The 17,802-nt window shown below is 59.1% G+C and carries 14 protein-coding genes; 9 read left to right on the top strand and 5 right to left on the bottom strand.

What is annotated here, in order from left to right; translation table 11 throughout:
- Nucleotides 1-74 precede the first annotated feature (74 nt).
- Entirely contained in the window at nt 75-779 is a 705-nt protein-coding gene (locus ABGT73_RS10385) for a LytTR family DNA-binding domain-containing protein (RefSeq protein WP_346669635.1), read from the top strand.
- A gap of 323 nt (nt 780-1,102) precedes the next feature.
- Here the strand turns inward: ABGT73_RS10385 and ABGT73_RS10380 are convergent, their stop codons facing one another.
- The 3 genes from ABGT73_RS10380 to ABGT73_RS10370 form a co-directional block, all read right to left on the bottom strand.
- Entirely contained in the window at nt 1,103-3,808 is a 2,706-nt protein-coding gene (locus tag ABGT73_RS10380; RefSeq protein ID WP_346669634.1) for a hypothetical protein, read from the bottom strand.
- Nucleotides 3,809-4,108: 300 nt separating this feature from the next.
- Nucleotides 4,109-4,831, bottom strand: a complete 723-nt coding sequence (locus ABGT73_RS10375; protein ID WP_346669633.1) for a hypothetical protein — start codon at nt 4,829-4,831, stop codon at nt 4,109-4,111.
- Between the two features lie 186 nt (nt 4,832-5,017).
- Complete coding sequence (locus ABGT73_RS10370; protein ID WP_346669632.1) at nt 5,018-7,630, bottom strand: cation-translocating P-type ATPase; 2,613 nt, start codon at nt 7,628-7,630, stop codon at nt 5,018-5,020.
- A 513-nt stretch (nt 7,631-8,143) separates the two neighbouring features.
- Here ABGT73_RS10370 and ABGT73_RS10365 point away from each other — a divergent pair.
- The 6 genes from ABGT73_RS10365 (at nt 8,144) to ABGT73_RS10340 (ending at nt 15,317) form a co-directional block, all read left to right on the top strand.
- On the top strand, nt 8,144-10,024 hold the full coding sequence (locus ABGT73_RS10365) for a SpaA isopeptide-forming pilin-related protein (protein WP_346669631.1): 1,881 nt from the start codon (nt 8,144-8,146) through the stop codon (nt 10,022-10,024).
- Nucleotides 10,021-10,779, top strand: coding sequence for a class B sortase (locus tag ABGT73_RS10360; protein WP_346669630.1), 759 nt, complete (start codon nt 10,021-10,023; stop codon nt 10,777-10,779). The genes ABGT73_RS10365 and ABGT73_RS10360 overlap by 4 nt, the downstream gene beginning before the upstream one ends.
- Before the next feature lie 107 nt (nt 10,780-10,886).
- Complete coding sequence (locus ABGT73_RS10355; RefSeq protein WP_346669629.1) at nt 10,887-11,837, top strand: carbohydrate kinase; 951 nt, start codon at nt 10,887-10,889, stop codon at nt 11,835-11,837.
- Between the two features lie 116 nt (nt 11,838-11,953).
- Entirely contained in the window at nt 11,954-12,202 is a 249-nt protein-coding gene (locus tag ABGT73_RS10350; RefSeq protein WP_346669628.1) for a permease of phosphate ABC transporter, read from the top strand.
- A complete protein-coding gene (locus tag ABGT73_RS10345) occupies nt 12,199-12,813 on the top strand; it encodes a sugar O-acetyltransferase (RefSeq protein WP_346669627.1) in 615 nt (204 codons plus the stop codon). Before ABGT73_RS10350 ends, ABGT73_RS10345 begins: the two co-directional genes overlap by 4 nt.
- Nucleotides 12,814-14,096: 1,283 nt before the next feature.
- Nucleotides 14,097-15,317 (top strand): MFS transporter, encoded by a 1,221-nt coding sequence (locus tag ABGT73_RS10340; RefSeq protein ID WP_002584949.1) that lies wholly within the window; start codon nt 14,097-14,099, stop codon nt 15,315-15,317.
- Nucleotides 15,318-15,397: 80 nt separating this feature from the next.
- On the opposite strand, the gene ABGT73_RS10335 is transcribed toward ABGT73_RS10340, so the two are convergent.
- Nucleotides 15,398-16,198: a helix-turn-helix domain-containing protein gene (locus ABGT73_RS10335; RefSeq protein ID WP_002575858.1), complete on the bottom strand. Its 801-nt coding sequence runs from the start codon at nt 16,196-16,198 to the stop codon at nt 15,398-15,400.
- A gap of 78 nt (nt 16,199-16,276) precedes the next feature.
- Nucleotides 16,277-16,540 carry a hypothetical protein gene (locus ABGT73_RS10330; RefSeq protein WP_002575859.1) on the bottom strand — a complete coding sequence of 88 codons (264 nt, stop codon included), beginning with the start codon at nt 16,538-16,540 and terminating at the stop codon, nt 16,277-16,279.
- 228 nt (nt 16,541-16,768) lie between these two features.
- On the opposite strand from ABGT73_RS10330, the gene ABGT73_RS10325 reads away from it, so the two are divergent.
- Complete coding sequence (locus ABGT73_RS10325; protein ID WP_002575860.1) at nt 16,769-17,182, top strand: cysteine-rich VLP domain-containing protein; 414 nt, start codon at nt 16,769-16,771, stop codon at nt 17,180-17,182.
- Nucleotides 17,183-17,293: 111 nt separating this feature from the next.
- Nucleotides 17,294-17,689: a replication initiator protein A gene (locus ABGT73_RS10320; protein WP_002575861.1), complete on the top strand. Its 396-nt coding sequence runs from the start codon at nt 17,294-17,296 to the stop codon at nt 17,687-17,689.
- The last annotated feature ends 113 nt before the right edge of the window (nt 17,690-17,802 follow it).

Here is a 17,802-nt window from a genome sequence, read left to right as displayed (position 1 = left end):
CTCTTATAATAGGAAAATAATAGGGGAATTGTAGTCTTTGCATTCCCCGGAATCCGGCGGAAAGGAGAACGGCCATGCGGATCGCCATCGTGGAAGACAACGCCGACGTGCGGGCGCAGCTCTGCGGTTTTGTGAAACAGTATGCCGCCGAGAGCGGCACCCCGCTGGAGGTGGAGACCTTCCCGGACGGCAGCGCCATCACGCCCTACCGGGGTGGCTTCGATGTGATCTTCATGGACATCGAGAAGCCGCGGCAGGGGGGGATGGACACGGCGGCGCGCATCCGGGCGGTGGACCAGAATGTGGTGCTGGTCTTTGTGACCAACATGGCCCAGTACGCCATCCGCGGCTATGAGGTGGACGCCCTGGACTTTGTGCTCAAGCCGGTGAACTACTACCAGTTCCGGGTCAAGCTGGAGCGGGCCATCCGTCGGGCGGAGCGCCGGGGCCATGCCCAGGTGACGATCCAGACCGGCGGGGAACTGCGGGTGCTGAACACCGATGAGATCTACTATCTGGAAACCCACAACCGGATGCTCTACTACCATACCGCCGACGAGGTGCTGCCGGTGCGGGACAGCATGCGCAGCGCCGAGCAGCGGCTGACCCCCTTCCATTTTGTGCGGTGCAACCAGTGCTACCTGGTGAATCTGAAGCACATCAAAGCCGTGCAGGACGAGTTCGTGGTGGTGGGAAAGGAACGGCTGGCCATCAGCCGCCGCCAGCGCACCGCCTTCATGGCGGCGGTGGCGAGCTACGTGGGGGGAGGACTGCTATGATCCTCTTTGCGCTGCTGGCGGGTGCGTCGCTGGCTTTCCTGCTGTCGCTGCTGGTCGGGGCCGGGGGGCGGTGGCCGATGGCATGTCCCTGGAAGAAGCCATGCAGAAATGGCAGACCGTCGATCAGCTGCCTGAACAGTATCGCGTCTGATCAAAGGGCCTGACCTCGAATCCGTAAACAGACACCGCCGCGGAGGCTGCCTCCGCGGCGGTGCTTTTTGTGTTTTTTCAGAGACAGAACCGCGCAGGAAAAGCGGCTGCCCGCAGAGGGCAGCCGCTTTTTAAGTTGGCGTTATCTTTTGGCGGCAGGCAGCGGCCCCGGTTTACCGGGTGTATTTTTGCCGGAAACGGCAGACCGCGGAAGCCGCCAGGCCGGCACCCGACAGGCAGAAGAGCACCCACCACAGCATGGGATGGCCGGGGTCGGAAGTCTGCGGGATCCCGGAAGAACCGGCAGGGGAGGCCGGCGCGAAGGCGGGCTGTGCAGGCGCTGCCGCCCGGGACGTGGCGGTGGCCGCCGTACTGCCGGAAGAAGCGCTGGCAGAACTGGTGGAAGAATTGCCGGAAGAACCGCCGCTGGCAGCATTATCGGAAGCGGTGCCGGAGGAACTGCCGGAAGAGCCGTCGGCGGAACTGTCGGTGGGATCGGAGGAACTGCCGCCGGAGCCGGAAGGCGGCGCCTCCTCCGCGGGTTGGGGAGCCGGGGGATCGGTGTAGCCCAGGGCGTAGGTGGAGAACCGGTCGGTGTCGAAGGTCAGCGCGGCGCTGGCGGCGTCAAAGGCTGCGGGCAGCTTTTCCGCCACACCCTCATGGACACGGACGAGGAAGAAGGTACGGTCGGCCTGCACCAGCGATTCCGGGAGGAAAACGCTGATGCGCAGCGGGCTGGCCAGTCGGGTCAGCTTGCCCAGTTCGGTGTCGCCGGATTTCAGCACAAGGGAGAGATCGAAGAACCGGGTCAGGGTATCCCCGTCCTCCAGGATCTTCTGTGCGGCGGTTTTGTCCTCCGGGGAGATCCCCTCCTTAGAAAACCGCACTTCCACCGTGATGGGCTGCAGCTGCCGGATGGCGTCCTCCACCCGGGCGGCGGTTTCTTCGTCCACGCCGGCGGGGGTCTGGCTGCCCAGCATGTCCACAAGCAGCTGTTCGGTCTGTGCAGCCAGCAGCGTTTCGCCGTCGGAAGTCATGCCGGCCTGCACTTCCTCCCGGTCAGGGTCAACGGGAGGCAGCCCGGAGAGCAGCACATCCGGCTCGTAGGTCTGCACCCGGAAAAGCCCGTCCGCAGGCACCGCAATGAGGCCGGCGCCCAGGTAATCGCTGGGGTCTTCGCTGTAAGCGCCGCCGTCGATGGTCAGGGCGGAGGCGCTTTCCGTGATCGGCACATCTGCCTCGGGGCCATACACGCCGAGGGTGCCGCGGATGACGTGGTCCCCGGTGTTGTGGATGGCCAGCGTGGGGACCGTGCCTTCCGAGAGGGGATCCGGGCGGTGTACCAGCGCCACGGCCGCCAGATCATCGGCAGTGCCGTCCGCGTTGACACGGCTCATCACCATCTCGCCGGAATCCCCGGAAAGCAGGCACCGGGTACTTCCGGCACCCTGCAGGTTCAGGTCCTGCAGCGTCAGGTTGGAGGAATTCGCAATCAGGGTGGTAATATCCGCGGCCTCCTGCGAAACGGCAACCGTACCGTTTTGCAGCGTTACGGTGTTGCCCGCCTCCAGGCGGAAGCCCGGATTTTCAGCGCCGCCGGAGCTCCCGGCCGGAGCGGTACAGGTGTAGGTGTGCCCGCCGAAATCGATGGTCAGGTTCACATCCCGGGCGCCGTCCGCCTGGAACAGGCCGACACCGCTGCCGGCAGCATCCTTCAGCAGGGTGACCGTACCGGTCTTGTCCTGGGCGTTTACCACAGCCTGCACGGCGTCCGTCAGGGCGGGGTAGGCGTAACCGGCCGCTTCGGCCACCAGGTCCAGCTCATGACCCTGCCCGTTGTCGGTGGCACCGTCGTAGAACAGGGCGGTGGCGGAGGCGTTCAGCGCGCCGCCGTAGTATTGCGCCCCTGTGACGGGATCGAGGGCGCAGGCGCTGCTGTCCTGTTCCGATATGTGGATGGTGTTGCGGGCCAGCCTGATGCCGCTGACTTCCACCTGGTCGGACTTGGCGTATCCCACGATGGGCGCTGCCAGGAAGTAGGCGGAGATGCGGCTGTCCGAAATTTCGCACTGGCTGACCTTCAGCGTGGCGTTGCCCGCCAGATCGCTCACCAGGGCGGCGGCCTTCTGCATGGCCAGGACGCTGGCCCCGCGGACTGCCACATTCTGCAGCGTCAGGCTGCCGCCATTCTGGCGGCCCACCACCACGGCCAGCATGCTACTGCCATAGATCTGGGTGATCTCTTCCCAGGGCTGGCTGATGGCGATGCGGGCGCCGGCAAAGGTCAGGTTCTCAAGGGTCAGGTCGCAGCAGTTATAGCCGATGAAGGCGGCATCGCTGTAGCTGTTCTGCCCGTCGCCGGGGCGGCTGTCCTGCTGGGCGCCGCGCACCCCGGTCTGGGTGGTCAGGCCGGTGATGGTGTGTCCATTGCCGTTGAAGGTCACGCCCTCCAGCGTCTGGCTGTCTGCAATGTTGCAGTCCCCGGCGGTGGTGTAGCTGACCGTGCCGGTGCAGATGGGGGTCCAGTAATGGGCGGACAGGTCCGCATCGGCCGTCAGATTGACGGTATACCCCGCAAAGGAAGTGCCCTGGTTCACCAGCCGGGCCCACCAGACCAGCGCAGCGGCATCCCCCAGGGAAACCGTTCGGGCGCTGTCGTCCGCCACATAGGTGGAAGGTGCTTCGGTTACCTGGTCATTCCAGAAGGAGTCCAGCGTGTCACAGGCGGTAGTCTGGTCGCCGTACCAGGTGGCGGCATCCACAACGCTTTCCACGGTGGAGCCGCCCGTACCGGCGGCATCTGCCCATACAGTGGCGGGCAGCAGCGCCATCAGCATACAGACCACAGCGAGAACAGAAACCCATTTTGCCTTTTTCAAACCGCAACGCCTCCTTTTATGGCCATCGGACTCCGCCGCCGCAGCAATCCGGCGGTGCATTTCCGTTGGATTGCATCACGCGGAGTTGTAATATAACCATTATATGGTTTTTCGACAAAATTCGCAACAAAAAAATTGTCGGTCATTCGAAAAAATATGGCGTTTCGGTAAATGTAAGGAAAAATAGCATCTGTGCAGAGAATGTATATTGCCTCGGCCCTGTTCTACCATGAAAAAATCCCCGGTATCCTGCGCGGTGCAGGATGCCGGGGATTCCATAAAACCGTTTTGGTGGGGAAATCACACGGAATTGCCGGTGGGCGAGAAGCAGGCCAGCAGCGGGGCCAGCTCCACGGTGTCGGGGTAGGAGATGGTGATGGCATACATGCGGTCATCCACCTTTTTCAGCAGCATGAGCTGGTTCATCCGGGCACCGTTGGCCTCCACAGAGTAGCTCAGGCAGGTGAACTCGGTGCTGCCCAGCGTGTAGGGCTCCGGATCGCCGAAATCGATGGACATGGTGGTCCGGGAGAGCTGCTGTTCCATGGCGGCGATGTACTGGTCCACGGTCATGGCGGCCAGGGGCAGTTTCTCGCTCATGACGATGACGTTGCTGCCGTTGGTCACATCGATGGCCATCATCTCATAGACGGTGTTCAGCTGGGAATAGTCCAGGATCATTTCGCCGGTATCGGGGTCCTCGTACAGCATGTCGGTGGTGACCTGCATCATCTGGTTGATCTCGTCGTCGCTGGCCATGACCATGGTCTCCGGCAGGGCAAAGTGCAGTCCCAGTGTGGTGCTGGTGTAGTCCGTGTCGGTGCGCTCACCTGGCTGGTATTCCTCCGGCGGTTCCTCGGTGGGCGCCGGGGTGGGCGTGGCCGGTTCCGGCGTGGGGGTGGCGGTGGACGCCGGCGAAGGGGCGGGCGTCGCAGCGGCCTCGCTGGCGGCGGGCTGGCTGCAGCCGCTGAGCAGCGCGGCCAGCAGCAGTGCGGACAGATACAAAGCAATCCCTTTTCTCATGGTACTCCTCCTGACGGGCAAGATTGGCGGTGCGGCAGGGAAACGGGCACCGCCGGCCTCTTATATAATCAGTGTACAGGGCAGGCGGGGGTGGCCGCAAGTGGCGTTTTCCCCAAAAAGTCGTAAAAATTTTGTACATCCGACGAAAAAAGGCGGCACCCGAAGGTGCCGCCGGAAGACGGAAACTTATTTGCCGCGGATCACGCGGGAAAGCTGGATGAGCAGGGTGGGCAGGAAGGCCAGCACCACGATGCAGAGCACCTGGAAGCCGTTGACAGGGGCCACCAGGAACAGTCCCTCCAGCGCGGGAACAAAGAGCACGAAGGCCAGCAGCAGCACGCCGGTGCCGAAGGCCATGAGGGAGTAGGGGTTGCCGGAGAGCCCCAGCCGGAAGATGGATTCGGTGCCGCGGCAGTTGAAGCCGTGGAACAGCCGGGCCAGCGTCAGGGTGGCAAAGGCCATGGTGCTGGCCAGCGCGGCGCCGCCCTGGGCAAGACCGATGTAGAAGGCGATCATGGCCGCCACACCGATCATCAGGCCCTGGCCGAAGACGTGGGTCAGCATGGGTTTGTCCATCATGGAGGCGTTGGGGTCACGGGGCTTCTGGTCCATCAGACCGGGGCGGGCGGGCTCCATGCCCAGGGCGATGGCGGGCAGACTGTCGGTGAGCAGGTTGATGAAGAGCAGGTGCACCGGCTGGAAGGGAACGCTCAGGCCCGCCAGCGAGGCGTAGATGACCGCCAGGATGGCGCCCATGTTGCCGGACAGCAGGAACTGGATGGCGTTGCGGATGTTGGCGTAGACGCTGCGGCCGTTGAGCACCGCCTTGACGATGGTGGCGAAGTTGTCGTCGGCCAGGATCATGGCGGCGGCATCCTTGCTGACCTCGGTGCCGGTGATGCCCATGGCCACGCCCACATCGGCTTTTTTCAGGGCGGGGGCGTCGTTGACGCCGTCGCCGGTCATGGCCGCAATGCAGCCACGGCGCTGCCAGGCCGTCACGATGCGGATCTTGTGCTCGGGGCTGACCCGGGCGTACACCGCGATGTGGGGCAGCTTCTCGTCCAGTTCGGCGTCGGACATGTTCTCCAGTTCCACGCCGTCCACCGCCATGTCGCCCTCCGAGAAGATGCCGATCTGTTTGGCGATGGCGGTGGCGGTGACCTTGTGGTCGCCGGTGATCATGACAGTGCGGATGCCGGCCTTCCTGGCCTCGGCCACCGCCTTGATGCTCTCGGGACGGGGCGGGTCGATCATGGAGATCAGGCCCACAAAGGTGTAGTCCTTTTCGTCGTCCAGCGTGAGCAGCCGGGCCTCCGGCAGAGGACGCTGGGCAAAGGCCAGCACCCGCAGGCCGTTCTCGGACAGTTCCCGGTTGACCTTTTCGATCTCGGCACGGCGCTCCGGCGTCATGGGCACCACGCCGTTGCCGGTGAGCAGATGGGTGGAGCGGTCCAGCAGCACGTCGATGGCGCCCTTGGTGTAGAGCATGGGGCCCTCGTCGGTGTTGTGCAGGGTACTCATCAGCTTGCGGTCCGAGTCAAAGGCCAGCTCGGCCAGACGGGGATGCTGGCTGCGGTAGACCGGCGCATCCACATAGAAATAGTTGCCCAGCTGGACCAGGGCTACTTCGGTGGGGTCGCCCACGCCGGTGCCGCTCTCGGTGTTCATGGTGGCGTCGCTGTCCAGCACGGCGATCTTCAGCAGGGTGCGCTGGGCGTCGTTCTCCAGTTCCAGGTCGGTGCCGGGGGTCAGGGTGCCGTCGGCCCAGATCTGCTGGACCGTCATGCGGTTCTGGGTCAGGGTGCCGGTCTTGTCGGAGCAGATCACCTGCACCGAGCCCAGGCTCTCCACGGCCTTCAGTTCCTTGATGATGGCATGCTGCCGGGCCATCTTCTGGGTGCCCATGGCCAGCACGATGGTGACGATGGAGCTCAGCGCCTCGGGAATGGCCGCCACGGCCAGCGCCACGGCGAACATCAGGGCATCCAGCACGCCCATACCGTTGCGGAACACCGACAGCAGGAACACCGCCGCGCAGATCACCATGATGACCACGGCCAGTTTGCCGGAGAAGTCGTCCAGGTTCTTCTGCAGCGGCGTCTTGCGCTGCTGGGTCTCGTTCATCAGGCCCGCGATTCGGCCCAGCTGGGTGTCCATGCCGGTGCCGGTCACCACCATGGTGGCGCGGCCGTAGGTCACCAGCGACCCGGAGAACGCCATGTTCTTCTGGTCGCCCAGGGCTACCTCAGCGCCGGAGATGGCGTCACGGCTCTTTTCCACTGCCTCGGATTCGCCGGTGAGGGAACTCTCGTTCACCTTCAGCGACCAGCTGTTGAGGATGCGGCCGTCCGCCACGATCAGGTCGCCGGCTTCCAGTTCCACGATGTCGCCGGGCACCACCTGGTCACCGGGCACCTCCACCCGCTGACCGTTGCGCAGCACCTTGGCGGAGGGGGCGCTCATGGCCTTCAGGCTTTCCAGGGATTTCTCGGCCTTGAAGTACTGCACGGTGCCCAGCACGGCGTTGAGGATCAGCACCGCGAAGATGACCAGTGTGCTCTCCAGATTGCCCGAGAACATGGAAATGATGGCCGCCACAATGAGGATGGCCACCAGCAGGTCCTTGAACTGCTCGGCAAAGACGGCCAGCCAGCTCTTTTTTTCGCCTTCGGCCAGCCGGTTGGGGCCGTACTGCTCCAGCCGCTGGGCTGCCTGCTGGTCGGTCAGGCCGCCGGCCGTGACATCCAGCTGCTTGAGGGCTTCCTGGGGGGATAGATTGAAATAGGGTTTCTGCATACTTTCTTCTCGCCTCTCCTGTTTATAAATGTACCGGGCCGACCCGGCCGGGAAAAGAAAAAAGACTTCCCGGCCTGTGGGACTGCTCCCGGCCGAAAAGTCTTGTTACCACTTACGGGGCGCGCTCCGCCAGATTCCAGTTGCGGAATCGGGATGTTGACGGTGCGACTTACAACTACTCCCTTTTCAACGAGAAACTATACCATGATTTTGCCCCGAATGCAAGACTATTTTGGAAAGAAAAAAAGGTACAATATCCTGTCATCGGTGGAATCGGTCCATCAGGGTGGCGCAAACGGTCGGATACGGTCAAAAAATGCTTGAAAATTGCGATTTCCAATGATAAAATTTTACTGTATATCATTTCGCGAGAATGGGGCGGGGAAATGTGATCCGCCCGTGTACAGGAACAGCAAAGGCGCCGTGGCGGCCACAGAACGCGGCGGTGCTGTGTTTGCTTTTGGCCGATATCCGGCGTGGGGCGCCGGTTGGGGTGCGGTAAGGGAAGGTAGTATGAAGCGGAAAGAAATCGTGCGGGCAGGCTGGGCAAAGTGCCTGCTGCTGTTGGGTATGGTGTGGGTACTGGTGGGGATGTGGGCACTGCCTGCCAGGGCGCAGAATACGGTGGACAACTATTCTTATCCCGGTTATAATCCGTCTGCCAGCGGGTACATTGACCTGATGCATTACATGAAGCAGATCACCATGACGGTGAACGGCCAGGAGTATACCCCTCAGGAACTGCAGGCGCTGAAAGACGCCGGCACGCCCCTGACACTGGGCATCGGGGATTCGGCCTCCTTCAATTTCCGATTCGCGCTGTGCGGTCGGGCCTACCAGGCCGATGACCCCACCGAGCTGGATGAAAATGCCTCCACCCATGTGACATACAGCAACGGTACCACCTATCTGAACGGGGAGACCGTCGCACCCGGTGCTACCGGCATTCTGGATGATTCCTCCCTGATGGTGGACAACCGCACCGCCGAGGGCAGCTACCTGCGGATGGACATCAGCTGGCTGCTGAAATACTGCCCCGACGGATTCACCATCGACTATACCGAGGGTGGTGTCTCCTTTGAACAGCGGGACCAGTACCTCTATGTCTACTTCCCGGCGGGCATCGGCCAGGACACCTACGCCGACCCGGGCTATTTTTCCATCGGCGTGACGCTGGGGGAAACGCTGGACGAGATCCGCATCCCCGGCACCGACGGCTACTATGTACCTGGCAGCGATGACTGGGTGTTCCCCGTGGTGGCGGTGAATTCCCTGGAGGAAATGGTGGGTACCATCAGCACCTATGGGGACATCCATGTGAAAAAGGTCTGGCAGACCGGCGGGCAGTCCCACCCCGACGCCAAGATTGTGCTGCACTATAAGGAAAACGGCCAGGATGAGGTCTCGGATCGGATTCTGCACGGGGATACCGCCCAGGCAACCTTCACCATCCGCAGCGGTATGACCGACTGCTGGGTAGAGGAGGATATGACCGGCCTGGACGGGTACACCAGCACGCTGTCGGTCAGCGAGGACGGCACCACCTATACCTTTACCAACACCAGCAGCAAGACCGTGACGATCAGCAAGCGCAGCCTGTCCGGCACCGAGGAACTTCCTGGCGCTCAGATGGAACTGTACTGTCTTTCCACCGACGGGACGGCCACCCTCATCGACAGCTGGACTTCGGGCAGCGACCCTCACACAGTGGCGCTGAACCCGGGCCGGTTCAACCTGCATGAGGAACTGGCCCCGGCGGGCTACGCGGTGAGCCAGGACATCCCCTTCACGGTGCGGGAGGACCTGACCGTACAACTGGACGGCGACACCGGCACGCTGGAGGGGGACACCCTCATCGTGACGGACAAACCGCTGACCGTGAAATTTGCCAAGGTGGACAGCGCCGGCAATCCGCTGGCGGGGGCGGTGCTGACGCTGACCGACAAGACGGACGGCAAGGAAATCGACCGCTGGACCACCACCACAGAACCCCATGAGATTTCCATCCAGACCGAGGAAGGCACGGTACTTGTGGCGGGACACACCTACCTGCTCCATGAGGAAAGTGCCCCCGAGGGGTATCTGCTGGCGGAGGACGTGGAGTTTGTCTTCAACGGAGACGGCACCATTCCGAACCATGGCTATGCCACCGTGACGATGGAGGATCGCAGCGAAACACCGCCCACGGCGACGCCGCCGGCCGAAACGCCCACCCCCAAAACGCCGGGCGACACCACGCCGCCGGAGCGTGTCCAGACTGGGGACAGCCCCTGGATGTGGGTCTGGCTGGCGCTGGGGATTGTCTGCCTGTGTGCCGGGGCGGTGACGGGCCTGTTTTACTACCGCCGGTCTCATATACCGGCCTACTGGCGATTGGGGATGCGTGATGAATGAGAAGTTTTCGCGGTGACAGCCGCCTGGTCCAGCCGCCGGCCAGAGGCTGGCTTGTGCTGAGCATCGTGCTGGTGCTGGCGGGGCTGGGGTTTCTGGGCCTGTTCGGCTATGAGCAGTACGGCTATCTGAGAAGCGACCGCTATTATATGGAGCTGCAGCAGACAGCGCAGACCGGTGCACCCGCCGGCGAAACGGGCAGCAAGATTGATTTTGCGGCGCTGCAGGCCATCAATCCGGACACCGCCGCCTGGCTGGAGATGCCGGGACTTTCGCTGGCGCTGCCGGTGGTGCAGGCACAGGACAACCAGACCTGGCTGCACCAGGGATTCGACGGCCAGCCCTCCCCCGAGGGTTGTCTGTTTTTCGGGGTGTCGAGTGGAGAGGAACCGGAGCTTTACCGGGTAATCTACGGTCACAACCTGCACACCGGTTCGATGTTCAGCGGGCTGACCGCCTACCGGGAGGCGGCGTTCTTCCAGGACTATCCCACCTTCACCCTCTGCACGCCCCAGGGGGACGAGACCTGGCAGATTTTCTCCTGCCACGACGCCACCGATACCGAGGAACTCTACCGCACCGAACGTACCAGCGGCGAGGACTACGACGCCTTTGTGGCAACCCTGAAAGCTGCGTCCCTCTACGATACCGGCATAGAGGTGCCTCAGGGGGCCCAGGTGCTGACGCTCTCCACCTGTTCTACCAGCTATGGAAGCGGACTGGATCGCTTTGTGGTCCACGCATTCCGGGTGTGTTGAACCGGCAGTGCAGAAGATTTCAAAAAAACGTTCACGCCCGCCGGAATGTATGCTATAATACAGCTAGAAACAAAAGCGCTGTAAAGCGCTTGATAGGGAGGACCTCCATGAAAGACGTTGTAGCATTGGGCGAACTGCTCATTGACTTTGCACCTGTTTCCACCGACGAGGCGGGCTATCCCACCCTGAAAGCCCAGCCCGGCGGCGCGCCCGGCAACTTCCTGGCGGCGCTGCAGAAGTACGGCTGCGCCACGGCGCTCATCGGCAAGGTGGGCGATGATGCCTTCGGGCATCTGCTGAAGGGCACGCTGGACGAGATCGGCATCGACACCACCGGTCTCGTGGTGGACCCGGCGGTCTTCACCACGCTGGCCTTTGTCACGCTGGACGCCACCGGCAACCGGTCCTTCAGCTTTGCCCGCAAGCCCGGTGCCGACACCTGCCTGACCGGCGACGAGGTGGACAAGGCCCTGCTGGACGACTGCAAGGTCTTCCACTTCGGCACCTTGAGCCTCACCAGTGAACCGGCCCGCTCCGCTACGCAGGCAGCGGTGGCCTACGCCAAGGAGCAGGGCAAGCTCATCAGCTTTGACCCCAACCTGCGCAAACCCCTGTGGCCCAGCGACGAGGCTGCCAAGGAGCAAATCGAGTGGGGCCTGCGCCAGGCGGATATCGTCAAGATCAGCGACGAGGAGATCGAATTCCTGTGGGGCATCTCCCCCGAGGAGGGTGCCCAGAAGCTGCTGAAGGAGTACGGCGTGCGTCTGGTCTACGCGACCTTAGGCCCCAAGGGCTGCCATGTGGCCAACCGCAACGGCAGCTGCGAAGTGCCCTCTCCCACGGGGCTGCATGTCATCGATACCACCGGCGCCGGGGATATCTTCGGCGGAAGCGCCATGAGCCAGTTCCTGCGGCTGGGCAAGGCCCCCGAGGAGCTGACGGTGGAGGAACTGCGCGCCATCACCCGGTTCGCCTGCTGCGCGGCCAGCCTGTCCACCCAGACCCACGGCGGCATCAACAGCGTGGTGCCCGAGGCGGAAGTCCGGGCCATCTTCTGAGCTATAAAGAACCATCGGACGGGACCGTTCCCTGCGGGGAACGGTCCCACTTTTTGTCTTTACAGGGCGGGAAAAATCTGCCATAATGAAGAAAAACGGGACAGGAGGGACCGTCCATGAAAAAACTGTTTGCACTGGCCGACCGGTATCTGCAGGAGTCCGACTGGAAGACGATGGCAATGCTCAAATTCTGCCTGCTGGGGCTGGGCATCGCCGTGGGGGCGATGGTGCCGTCCAAATACAAAAAGACGGCGGTGGCCGTGGGGCTGCCCCTCTTCTTTGTGACCTACCTGCCCCTGATGGCCAAGCTCATCCATCTGGCGGCGGAACAGAAGGCGGAGGACCTGGAGGAGGACTACGTATGACCGTACAGGAAAAGATGCACAATGTATCGCTGTATCTGCCCAACGACCCGTCCATCGTGGAGGAGCAGACCCGGTGCCTGGAAAAACTCTATGACTATAACCAGACCCGCCCCGGGGAAGGGGCCAGGCGCACGGCGCTGCTGCAAGAGATGTTCGCCGAGTTCGGCGAGGGCAGCTACATCGAACCGCCGCTGCACGCCAACTTCGGGGGCAAGTTTGTCCACTTCGGCAAAAATGTCTACGCCAACTTCAACCTGACCCTGGTGGATGACACCCACATCTATGTGGGGGACTGCACGATGTTCGGCCCCAACGTGACGGTGGCCACGGCGGGCCATCCCATTCTGCCCCAGCTGCGGGCCCAGGGCTACCAGTACAACGCGGCGGTGCACATCGGCAAAAACTGCTGGATCGGCGCCGGGGCCATTCTCCTGCCGGGGATCACGCTGGGTGACAACGTGGTGGTGGGCGCCGGCAGTGTGGTGACGAAGGATCTGCCCGACAATGTGGTGGCGGTGGGCAATCCCTGCCGGGTGCTGCGGCCCATCACCGACAACGACCGGGAATACTACTTCAGACAGCATCCCATCGACCCGGCGCTTCTGCGGTAATCCGACAAATAAATATCCCCCGGCGGAGCCGGGGGTTTTGCACAGACGGGTGAAACCCTGGAATACTAGCGCACGCGTCACGTCGCGTTGGTACGGCCTGCCAGCCGCGAAGGATTGCTACTTGCCGCCCGTAAACGAGCTGTTTAGAAGTTTCCCATTGTCAGCTGTTCGCCTGCCTGGTCTTCTTCTAACTGGCGCCGGATGTATTCTGCTATCTTTTTATCGTTTTTTAGGTCAGTTTACAAGGAACTACACGCAGACCGTGAAACGGGCTGCTGACAACAAACGGCGCTATGCTCCCGGCTGGGTGCATAGCACCTGTTTGTTGCGGGGGTTTCCAAAGGGGGCAGCGCCCCATTTGGCACACGACTTTGCGGAGCAAAGTGTAGTGTGTTATACGCTCTGTCGGCGTTGCCCTGAAAATACCGTTGCCGCCGGGGAGGGCAAGGGCATTTGACGCGGCAGGAAAGCAGGGCTTTGTTTGGGGCTGGTAAGCCGGAAACAAAGGGCTGATTTCAGCAGCAGACAGGGCGTATTATGAAAGCCCCCGTCCCTCGTCCTCCGCCCCCGGCCTATGGGACAAAAAGTCCCAAAGCTCTGGACACCGTGACCAGATGTGTGGCCACACTCCGGGAAAAGTAGCAGGACGGCAGGAAACCGTCAAGGCTGAAATGAATGGGCTGACGCCCGGCCTTGACCGTTCCCCGCCGCCCCGCTGGATGGGTGGACAAGGTGGCCAATCCCTAAAAGTGTTTGGCCGCACTCGTTCATTTTGGGGCCTTTCTTCTCCCAAAATTGAAATGGGCGGGAAAGCCCTAAAATGGCTTTCCCGCCTTGATTACCCATTAGCAAAGACGGGCGAGACTGTCAACGGCGGCGCTGAAAGCGCCGTTCATCTTGACCGTTGACTGGCTCGCCTGGCTTTGCTACTGCCCGTAAGAGATGGAAAAACAAGATGGAAAACAAGGTTAAAAATGGTTGACAAGTCTATCGGATGTGTGTTATACTGTGCGACAGTTTGAGATTGGAAGGAGGCTTACGTGTGTTAATTTGTGTACGCTAATAAGCAATAAAAAGTAGAAGTACCTTTCCACATGATGGTGGGCTTTTTTTGCGTGCGTATGCAAAGGAACACGTAGGTTTGACACGAGCAGTCTTTGAACTGTATCGTGGTGTTTTTTCGTGCTTTGTTGTTATGCAGGCGTCTGCCCTCTCTGTGGGACAACGCCTGCTTTTTATTGCAGAAACAAAGGAACAATGCAATAAAAAAGGAGGTTCGCATTATGACCCAAAACAACAATTCATGGAGAAAAACTTATTTTACACTTCTTGCCGGACAAGCAATATCCTTTATTAGCAGCGGTATTTTGCAAATGGCCATTATCTTTTATTTGGTTGCGAAAACTAATTCTGCAATCATATTGACGGCGGCAACACTGATTGGATTTTTGCCGCAAGCCTGTTTAGGCCCGTTTGCAGGTGCTTTTGTTGACCGGCACAGCCGTAAAAGCGTAATGATTGGTGCGGATTTGATAATTGCCGCCGCTGGCGGTATTCTGGCGCTGGTGGCGTTTTACATGGAATTGCCCGTATGGTCTATTATGGTTGTCCTGTTAATCCGAAGTGCGGGAACTGCTTTTCATTCTCCAGCATTCAGCGCAGCAACACCTATGATTGTGCCAAAAGAGGAACTTACAAAATGCGCTGGTTACACGCAGACCATGCAAGCAGTAAGTGCGATTATCAGTCCAGCTGCCGCAGCGTTTTTATATGCTGTTTGGCCTCTTAATGCAATTATATTGTTAGATATTGTGGGTGCAATCCTTGCCTGTGTGACTGTTGCGATTTCGTCCATACCAACGCCTGAACTATGTCCAGAAACGAAAAGACAACAGTTTTTACAGGATATGAAAGAGGGGTATGTGGTATTAAAGCAAAACAGGGGCCTCTTTGCTCTGCTCTGGATTGGTGTAATTTATATGTTCTTTTATATGCCAATCAGTACGCTTTTTCCTCTCATCTGTATGTCATACTTCAAAGGAACACCGGCCCATGCCTCTGCCGCTGAAATTGCTTTTGCGGTTGGTATGCTGCTTGGCGGAGTCATTCTGAGCATTTGGGGCGGTTTTAAGAAACGGCGGTACACCATCGGTCTTTCCGTTCTCCTGATGGGCGTTAGCAATATGCTCTCCGGGCTTTTGCCGCCAGACGCATTTCTTGTCTTTGTTGTGTGCTGTACTGTTATGGGAATTTCCGCTCCATTTTACGGTGTGCAAAATGCGATTTTTCAAGAAACGGTCAAACCAGAATATCTGGGGAGAGTTTTTTCTCTACTGACAAGCGCCGCTTCCCTCGCCATGCCGTTTGGCCTTGTCATTTCCGGGCCTCTGGCGGAGCGGCTGGGAGTTGAGAAATGGTTTGTCATTTGCGGAATTGGCATTATCATCGTTGCGCTTGCCGTATTTTTACTACCCGGTTTGAGAGAGATTGACAATACGCAATAATCAACTGCACCTTTTTCTATTACTAAACAAAATGCCTGGATGGTGGTTCTGAAAAACCAGAACCGCCGTTCAGGCATTTTTTATCTTCGTCCTCTCTGCGGTTTTGGATTCTTCAGCAAGTCGGATTTTTCCGCAATCTTTTTCAGCCACTTCCGTTCTTCTACTGACAGCTTCCTAAAATTCAGCTTGAGCCGTTTGCAGATAAACGCCAAGTACGCTTGTTCCGTGTCGCTGTCCTGGCTGACGATTTCACCAGCAGTTTCCAGCATTTCTTTTAGCGGGTTATCCTCTGGGACGCTGAAAAAATCGTCCTTGTGTGTTTCCCGCAGAGCAAGGGCAATCCCGTTTATGTCCCGTTGTATCACATAGCGGCAAAACTCGTCCTCATCAATATGGGCGGTGATAAGCTGTCTTAACTGCGTATCACTCATGCCAGGATTATGCTTTTTTATAACAGTTGCGCTCATCGTGTCCACTATGGCGTTTGCACCCTGCGCCTGTTTCAGTGCCGTTCCGTTCACATAGATTTCAAGGTCAGCCATCAGCCGGGGGAAATCCGGGTGCGCCGCCAGCTCACACAGCAGGGTATTGTCTATCCTCCCGCTTTTCAGCAGGTCAATCATTTCATCACTCAAACGCAGGTCTGCAAGATCGGCGTTTGGGTGATTTTTCATTTCAGACAGCCCCAGCAGATAATCAGCGGTCACACCGTAAAACTTCGCCAGCCGGATAAGGGCATAGTGGCTGATGTCCTTGAAGTCTTCCGTTTCGTAACTGCCCAGCGCAGACTTGGAAAGCCCGGTCTGCTCCGCAAGCTGCCCCAGCGTCAAGCCACGCTCCACACGTAGGTCTTTTAATCGCTCTTGTATGGATAAAGACATATTCACCCTCCTTGCTAGCTCAACGAAAGAGAAGCCGTTATGCTATGTACTATGCTCATAGCATAACGGCATAGGCATTTACAGTTTTATTTTACCATTTGCTACATCTTCACGAAATTTATCAACAAGCTTCGCTGTCAGCTTGGATTTACCGTAGTGTTCAAGTACAAAAGTACGATAACTTTTTCCATCTACAAGCACATCACTTTTTCTGGTCAACAACCAATTTCCGTTACCTCCTCCCTGTTCTCTAATATTCCAGTCTTTCCCATATCTTTTATAGATTTCATCTTTTTTACCTTGAACAGACATTGATTCGCTTGGAATATAAACAATTTGCATAATAGCTCCTCCTTTATTTTGTGCAAGAAGACCAGAAACCTGAATTTGTCTTTTATCTTTTTTTGATTATATCACAAATCCGAGAGCGTGGAAATAGGGAGTTTTTCAGGCTGATTTCCTACCTCTTGGATATACGGCACAGGCGGTCAAAAAGGTGTAGACTTGGGATAGTTCATCGATGGACAAGCACCTTGGAAACAGAACACGCCAAAGAAAACGGAGGGACGCATGAGCAAAAGACCCTATCAACACCTGCCGCCGCTGGAACACAGGCCGGACGGCTCCCCCTACCGCATAACCCCGCCCCAGAAGAGACGAGCCAGCGGCCTGATACGCCGGGAGTGCTGCAACTGCGAGGACGGAAACTGCCTTGCGCTGGACGATGGCGACACCTGCGCCTGTCCGCAGATGATTTCGTTCTCCGTCTGCTGCAAGTGGTTCCGCTGGGCGGTCTTGCCGCTGGACAGGACGCTGGAAGCGGAGATTTACCGGGACAGGGACTTGAAACGCTGTGCGGAGTGCGGCGGTGTGTTCGTCCCGAAGTCCAACCGGGGCAAATACTGCCCGGACTGCGCCGCCAGAGTTCACAGGCGGCAGAAAACAGAAAGTGAACGGAAAAGGAGGTCTGCTGTGGACAGTTAAGAGCGGGAAAAGCCTTGATTTGCAAGGCTCCGCAAGCCCTCAACCGGGGCGGCTGGTATCATTTATCATTCGCCCCGGAAAACGGGCCTCTAACCGTCCACAAAACACGCTATGACAAACACGATTTATATTCACCAGCCGGAAAAGGCGTTCAGTTTCACCCGGCTCCCCAATTTCCTTTTTGAAGCACCCACATTCCAGCCCTTGAGCAACGAAGCGAAGGTGCTGTATGCCTTTGTCCTGCGCCGGGCGGAGTTGTCCCGGAAGAACGGCTGGGCGGACGAGTACGGGCGGGTCTACCTGTACTACCCCATCTGCGAGGTGGTCGCTTTGCTCCGCTGCGGGCGGCAGAAAGCGGTCAACACCCTGCGGGAGTTGCAGTATGCGGGGCTGGTGGAAATCCAGAAACAGGGCTGTGGAAAACCCAACCGCATTTACCCGAAATCCTATGAAGCGGTTCCAAACACCGACTTCAAGAAATCCGGTTATGGTACGCCGGAGGGCTGAAAACCGTACTTGGCGAGTACGAAAATCAATCCTCTTGAAGTACGGAAATCTGACGGTATATAGAAATACAGAGATTAAAACCATCTATTTACATTCATTCCATTCCAATCCTA

Source organism: uncultured Subdoligranulum sp., assembly GCF_963931595.1.
Classification (GTDB): domain Bacteria; phylum Bacillota; class Clostridia; order Oscillospirales; family Ruminococcaceae; genus Gemmiger.
The sequence above is the reverse complement of the archived record's forward strand: the minus strand, read 5'-3'. Positions and strand labels throughout refer to the sequence as shown.

Excerpts from the sequence above, each read along its gene's own strand:
- ABGT73_RS10345 (WP_346669627.1), top strand. The coding sequence starts at position 12,199 with ATGACCGTACAGGAAAAGATGCACAATGTATCGCTGTATCTGCCCAAC.
- ABGT73_RS10350 (WP_346669628.1), top strand. The coding sequence starts at position 11,954 with ATGAAAAAACTGTTTGCACTGGCCGACCGGTATCTGCAGGAGTCCGAC.
- ABGT73_RS10360 (WP_346669630.1), top strand. The coding sequence starts at position 10,021 with ATGAGAAGTTTTCGCGGTGACAGCCGCCTGGTCCAGCCGCCGGCCAGA.
- ABGT73_RS10385 (WP_346669635.1), top strand. The coding sequence starts at position 75 with ATGCGGATCGCCATCGTGGAAGACAACGCCGACGTGCGGGCGCAGCTC.
- ABGT73_RS10365 (WP_346669631.1), top strand. The coding sequence starts at position 8,144 with ATGAAGCGGAAAGAAATCGTGCGGGCAGGCTGGGCAAAGTGCCTGCTG.
- ABGT73_RS10340 (WP_002584949.1), top strand. The coding sequence starts at position 14,097 with ATGACCCAAAACAACAATTCATGGAGAAAAACTTATTTTACACTTCTT.
- ABGT73_RS10375 (WP_346669633.1), bottom strand. The coding sequence starts at position 4,831 with ATGAGAAAAGGGATTGCTTTGTATCTGTCCGCACTGCTGCTGGCCGCG.
- ABGT73_RS10320 (WP_002575861.1), top strand. The coding sequence starts at position 17,294 with ATGACAAACACGATTTATATTCACCAGCCGGAAAAGGCGTTCAGTTTC.
- ABGT73_RS10355 (WP_346669629.1), top strand. The coding sequence starts at position 10,887 with ATGAAAGACGTTGTAGCATTGGGCGAACTGCTCATTGACTTTGCACCT.
- ABGT73_RS10330 (WP_002575859.1), bottom strand. The coding sequence starts at position 16,540 with ATGCAAATTGTTTATATTCCAAGCGAATCAATGTCTGTTCAAGGTAAA.
- ABGT73_RS10325 (WP_002575860.1), top strand. The coding sequence starts at position 16,769 with ATGAGCAAAAGACCCTATCAACACCTGCCGCCGCTGGAACACAGGCCG.
- ABGT73_RS10335 (WP_002575858.1), bottom strand. The coding sequence starts at position 16,198 with ATGTCTTTATCCATACAAGAGCGATTAAAAGACCTACGTGTGGAGCGT.
- ABGT73_RS10370 (WP_346669632.1), bottom strand. The coding sequence starts at position 7,630 with ATGCAGAAACCCTATTTCAATCTATCCCCCCAGGAAGCCCTCAAGCAG.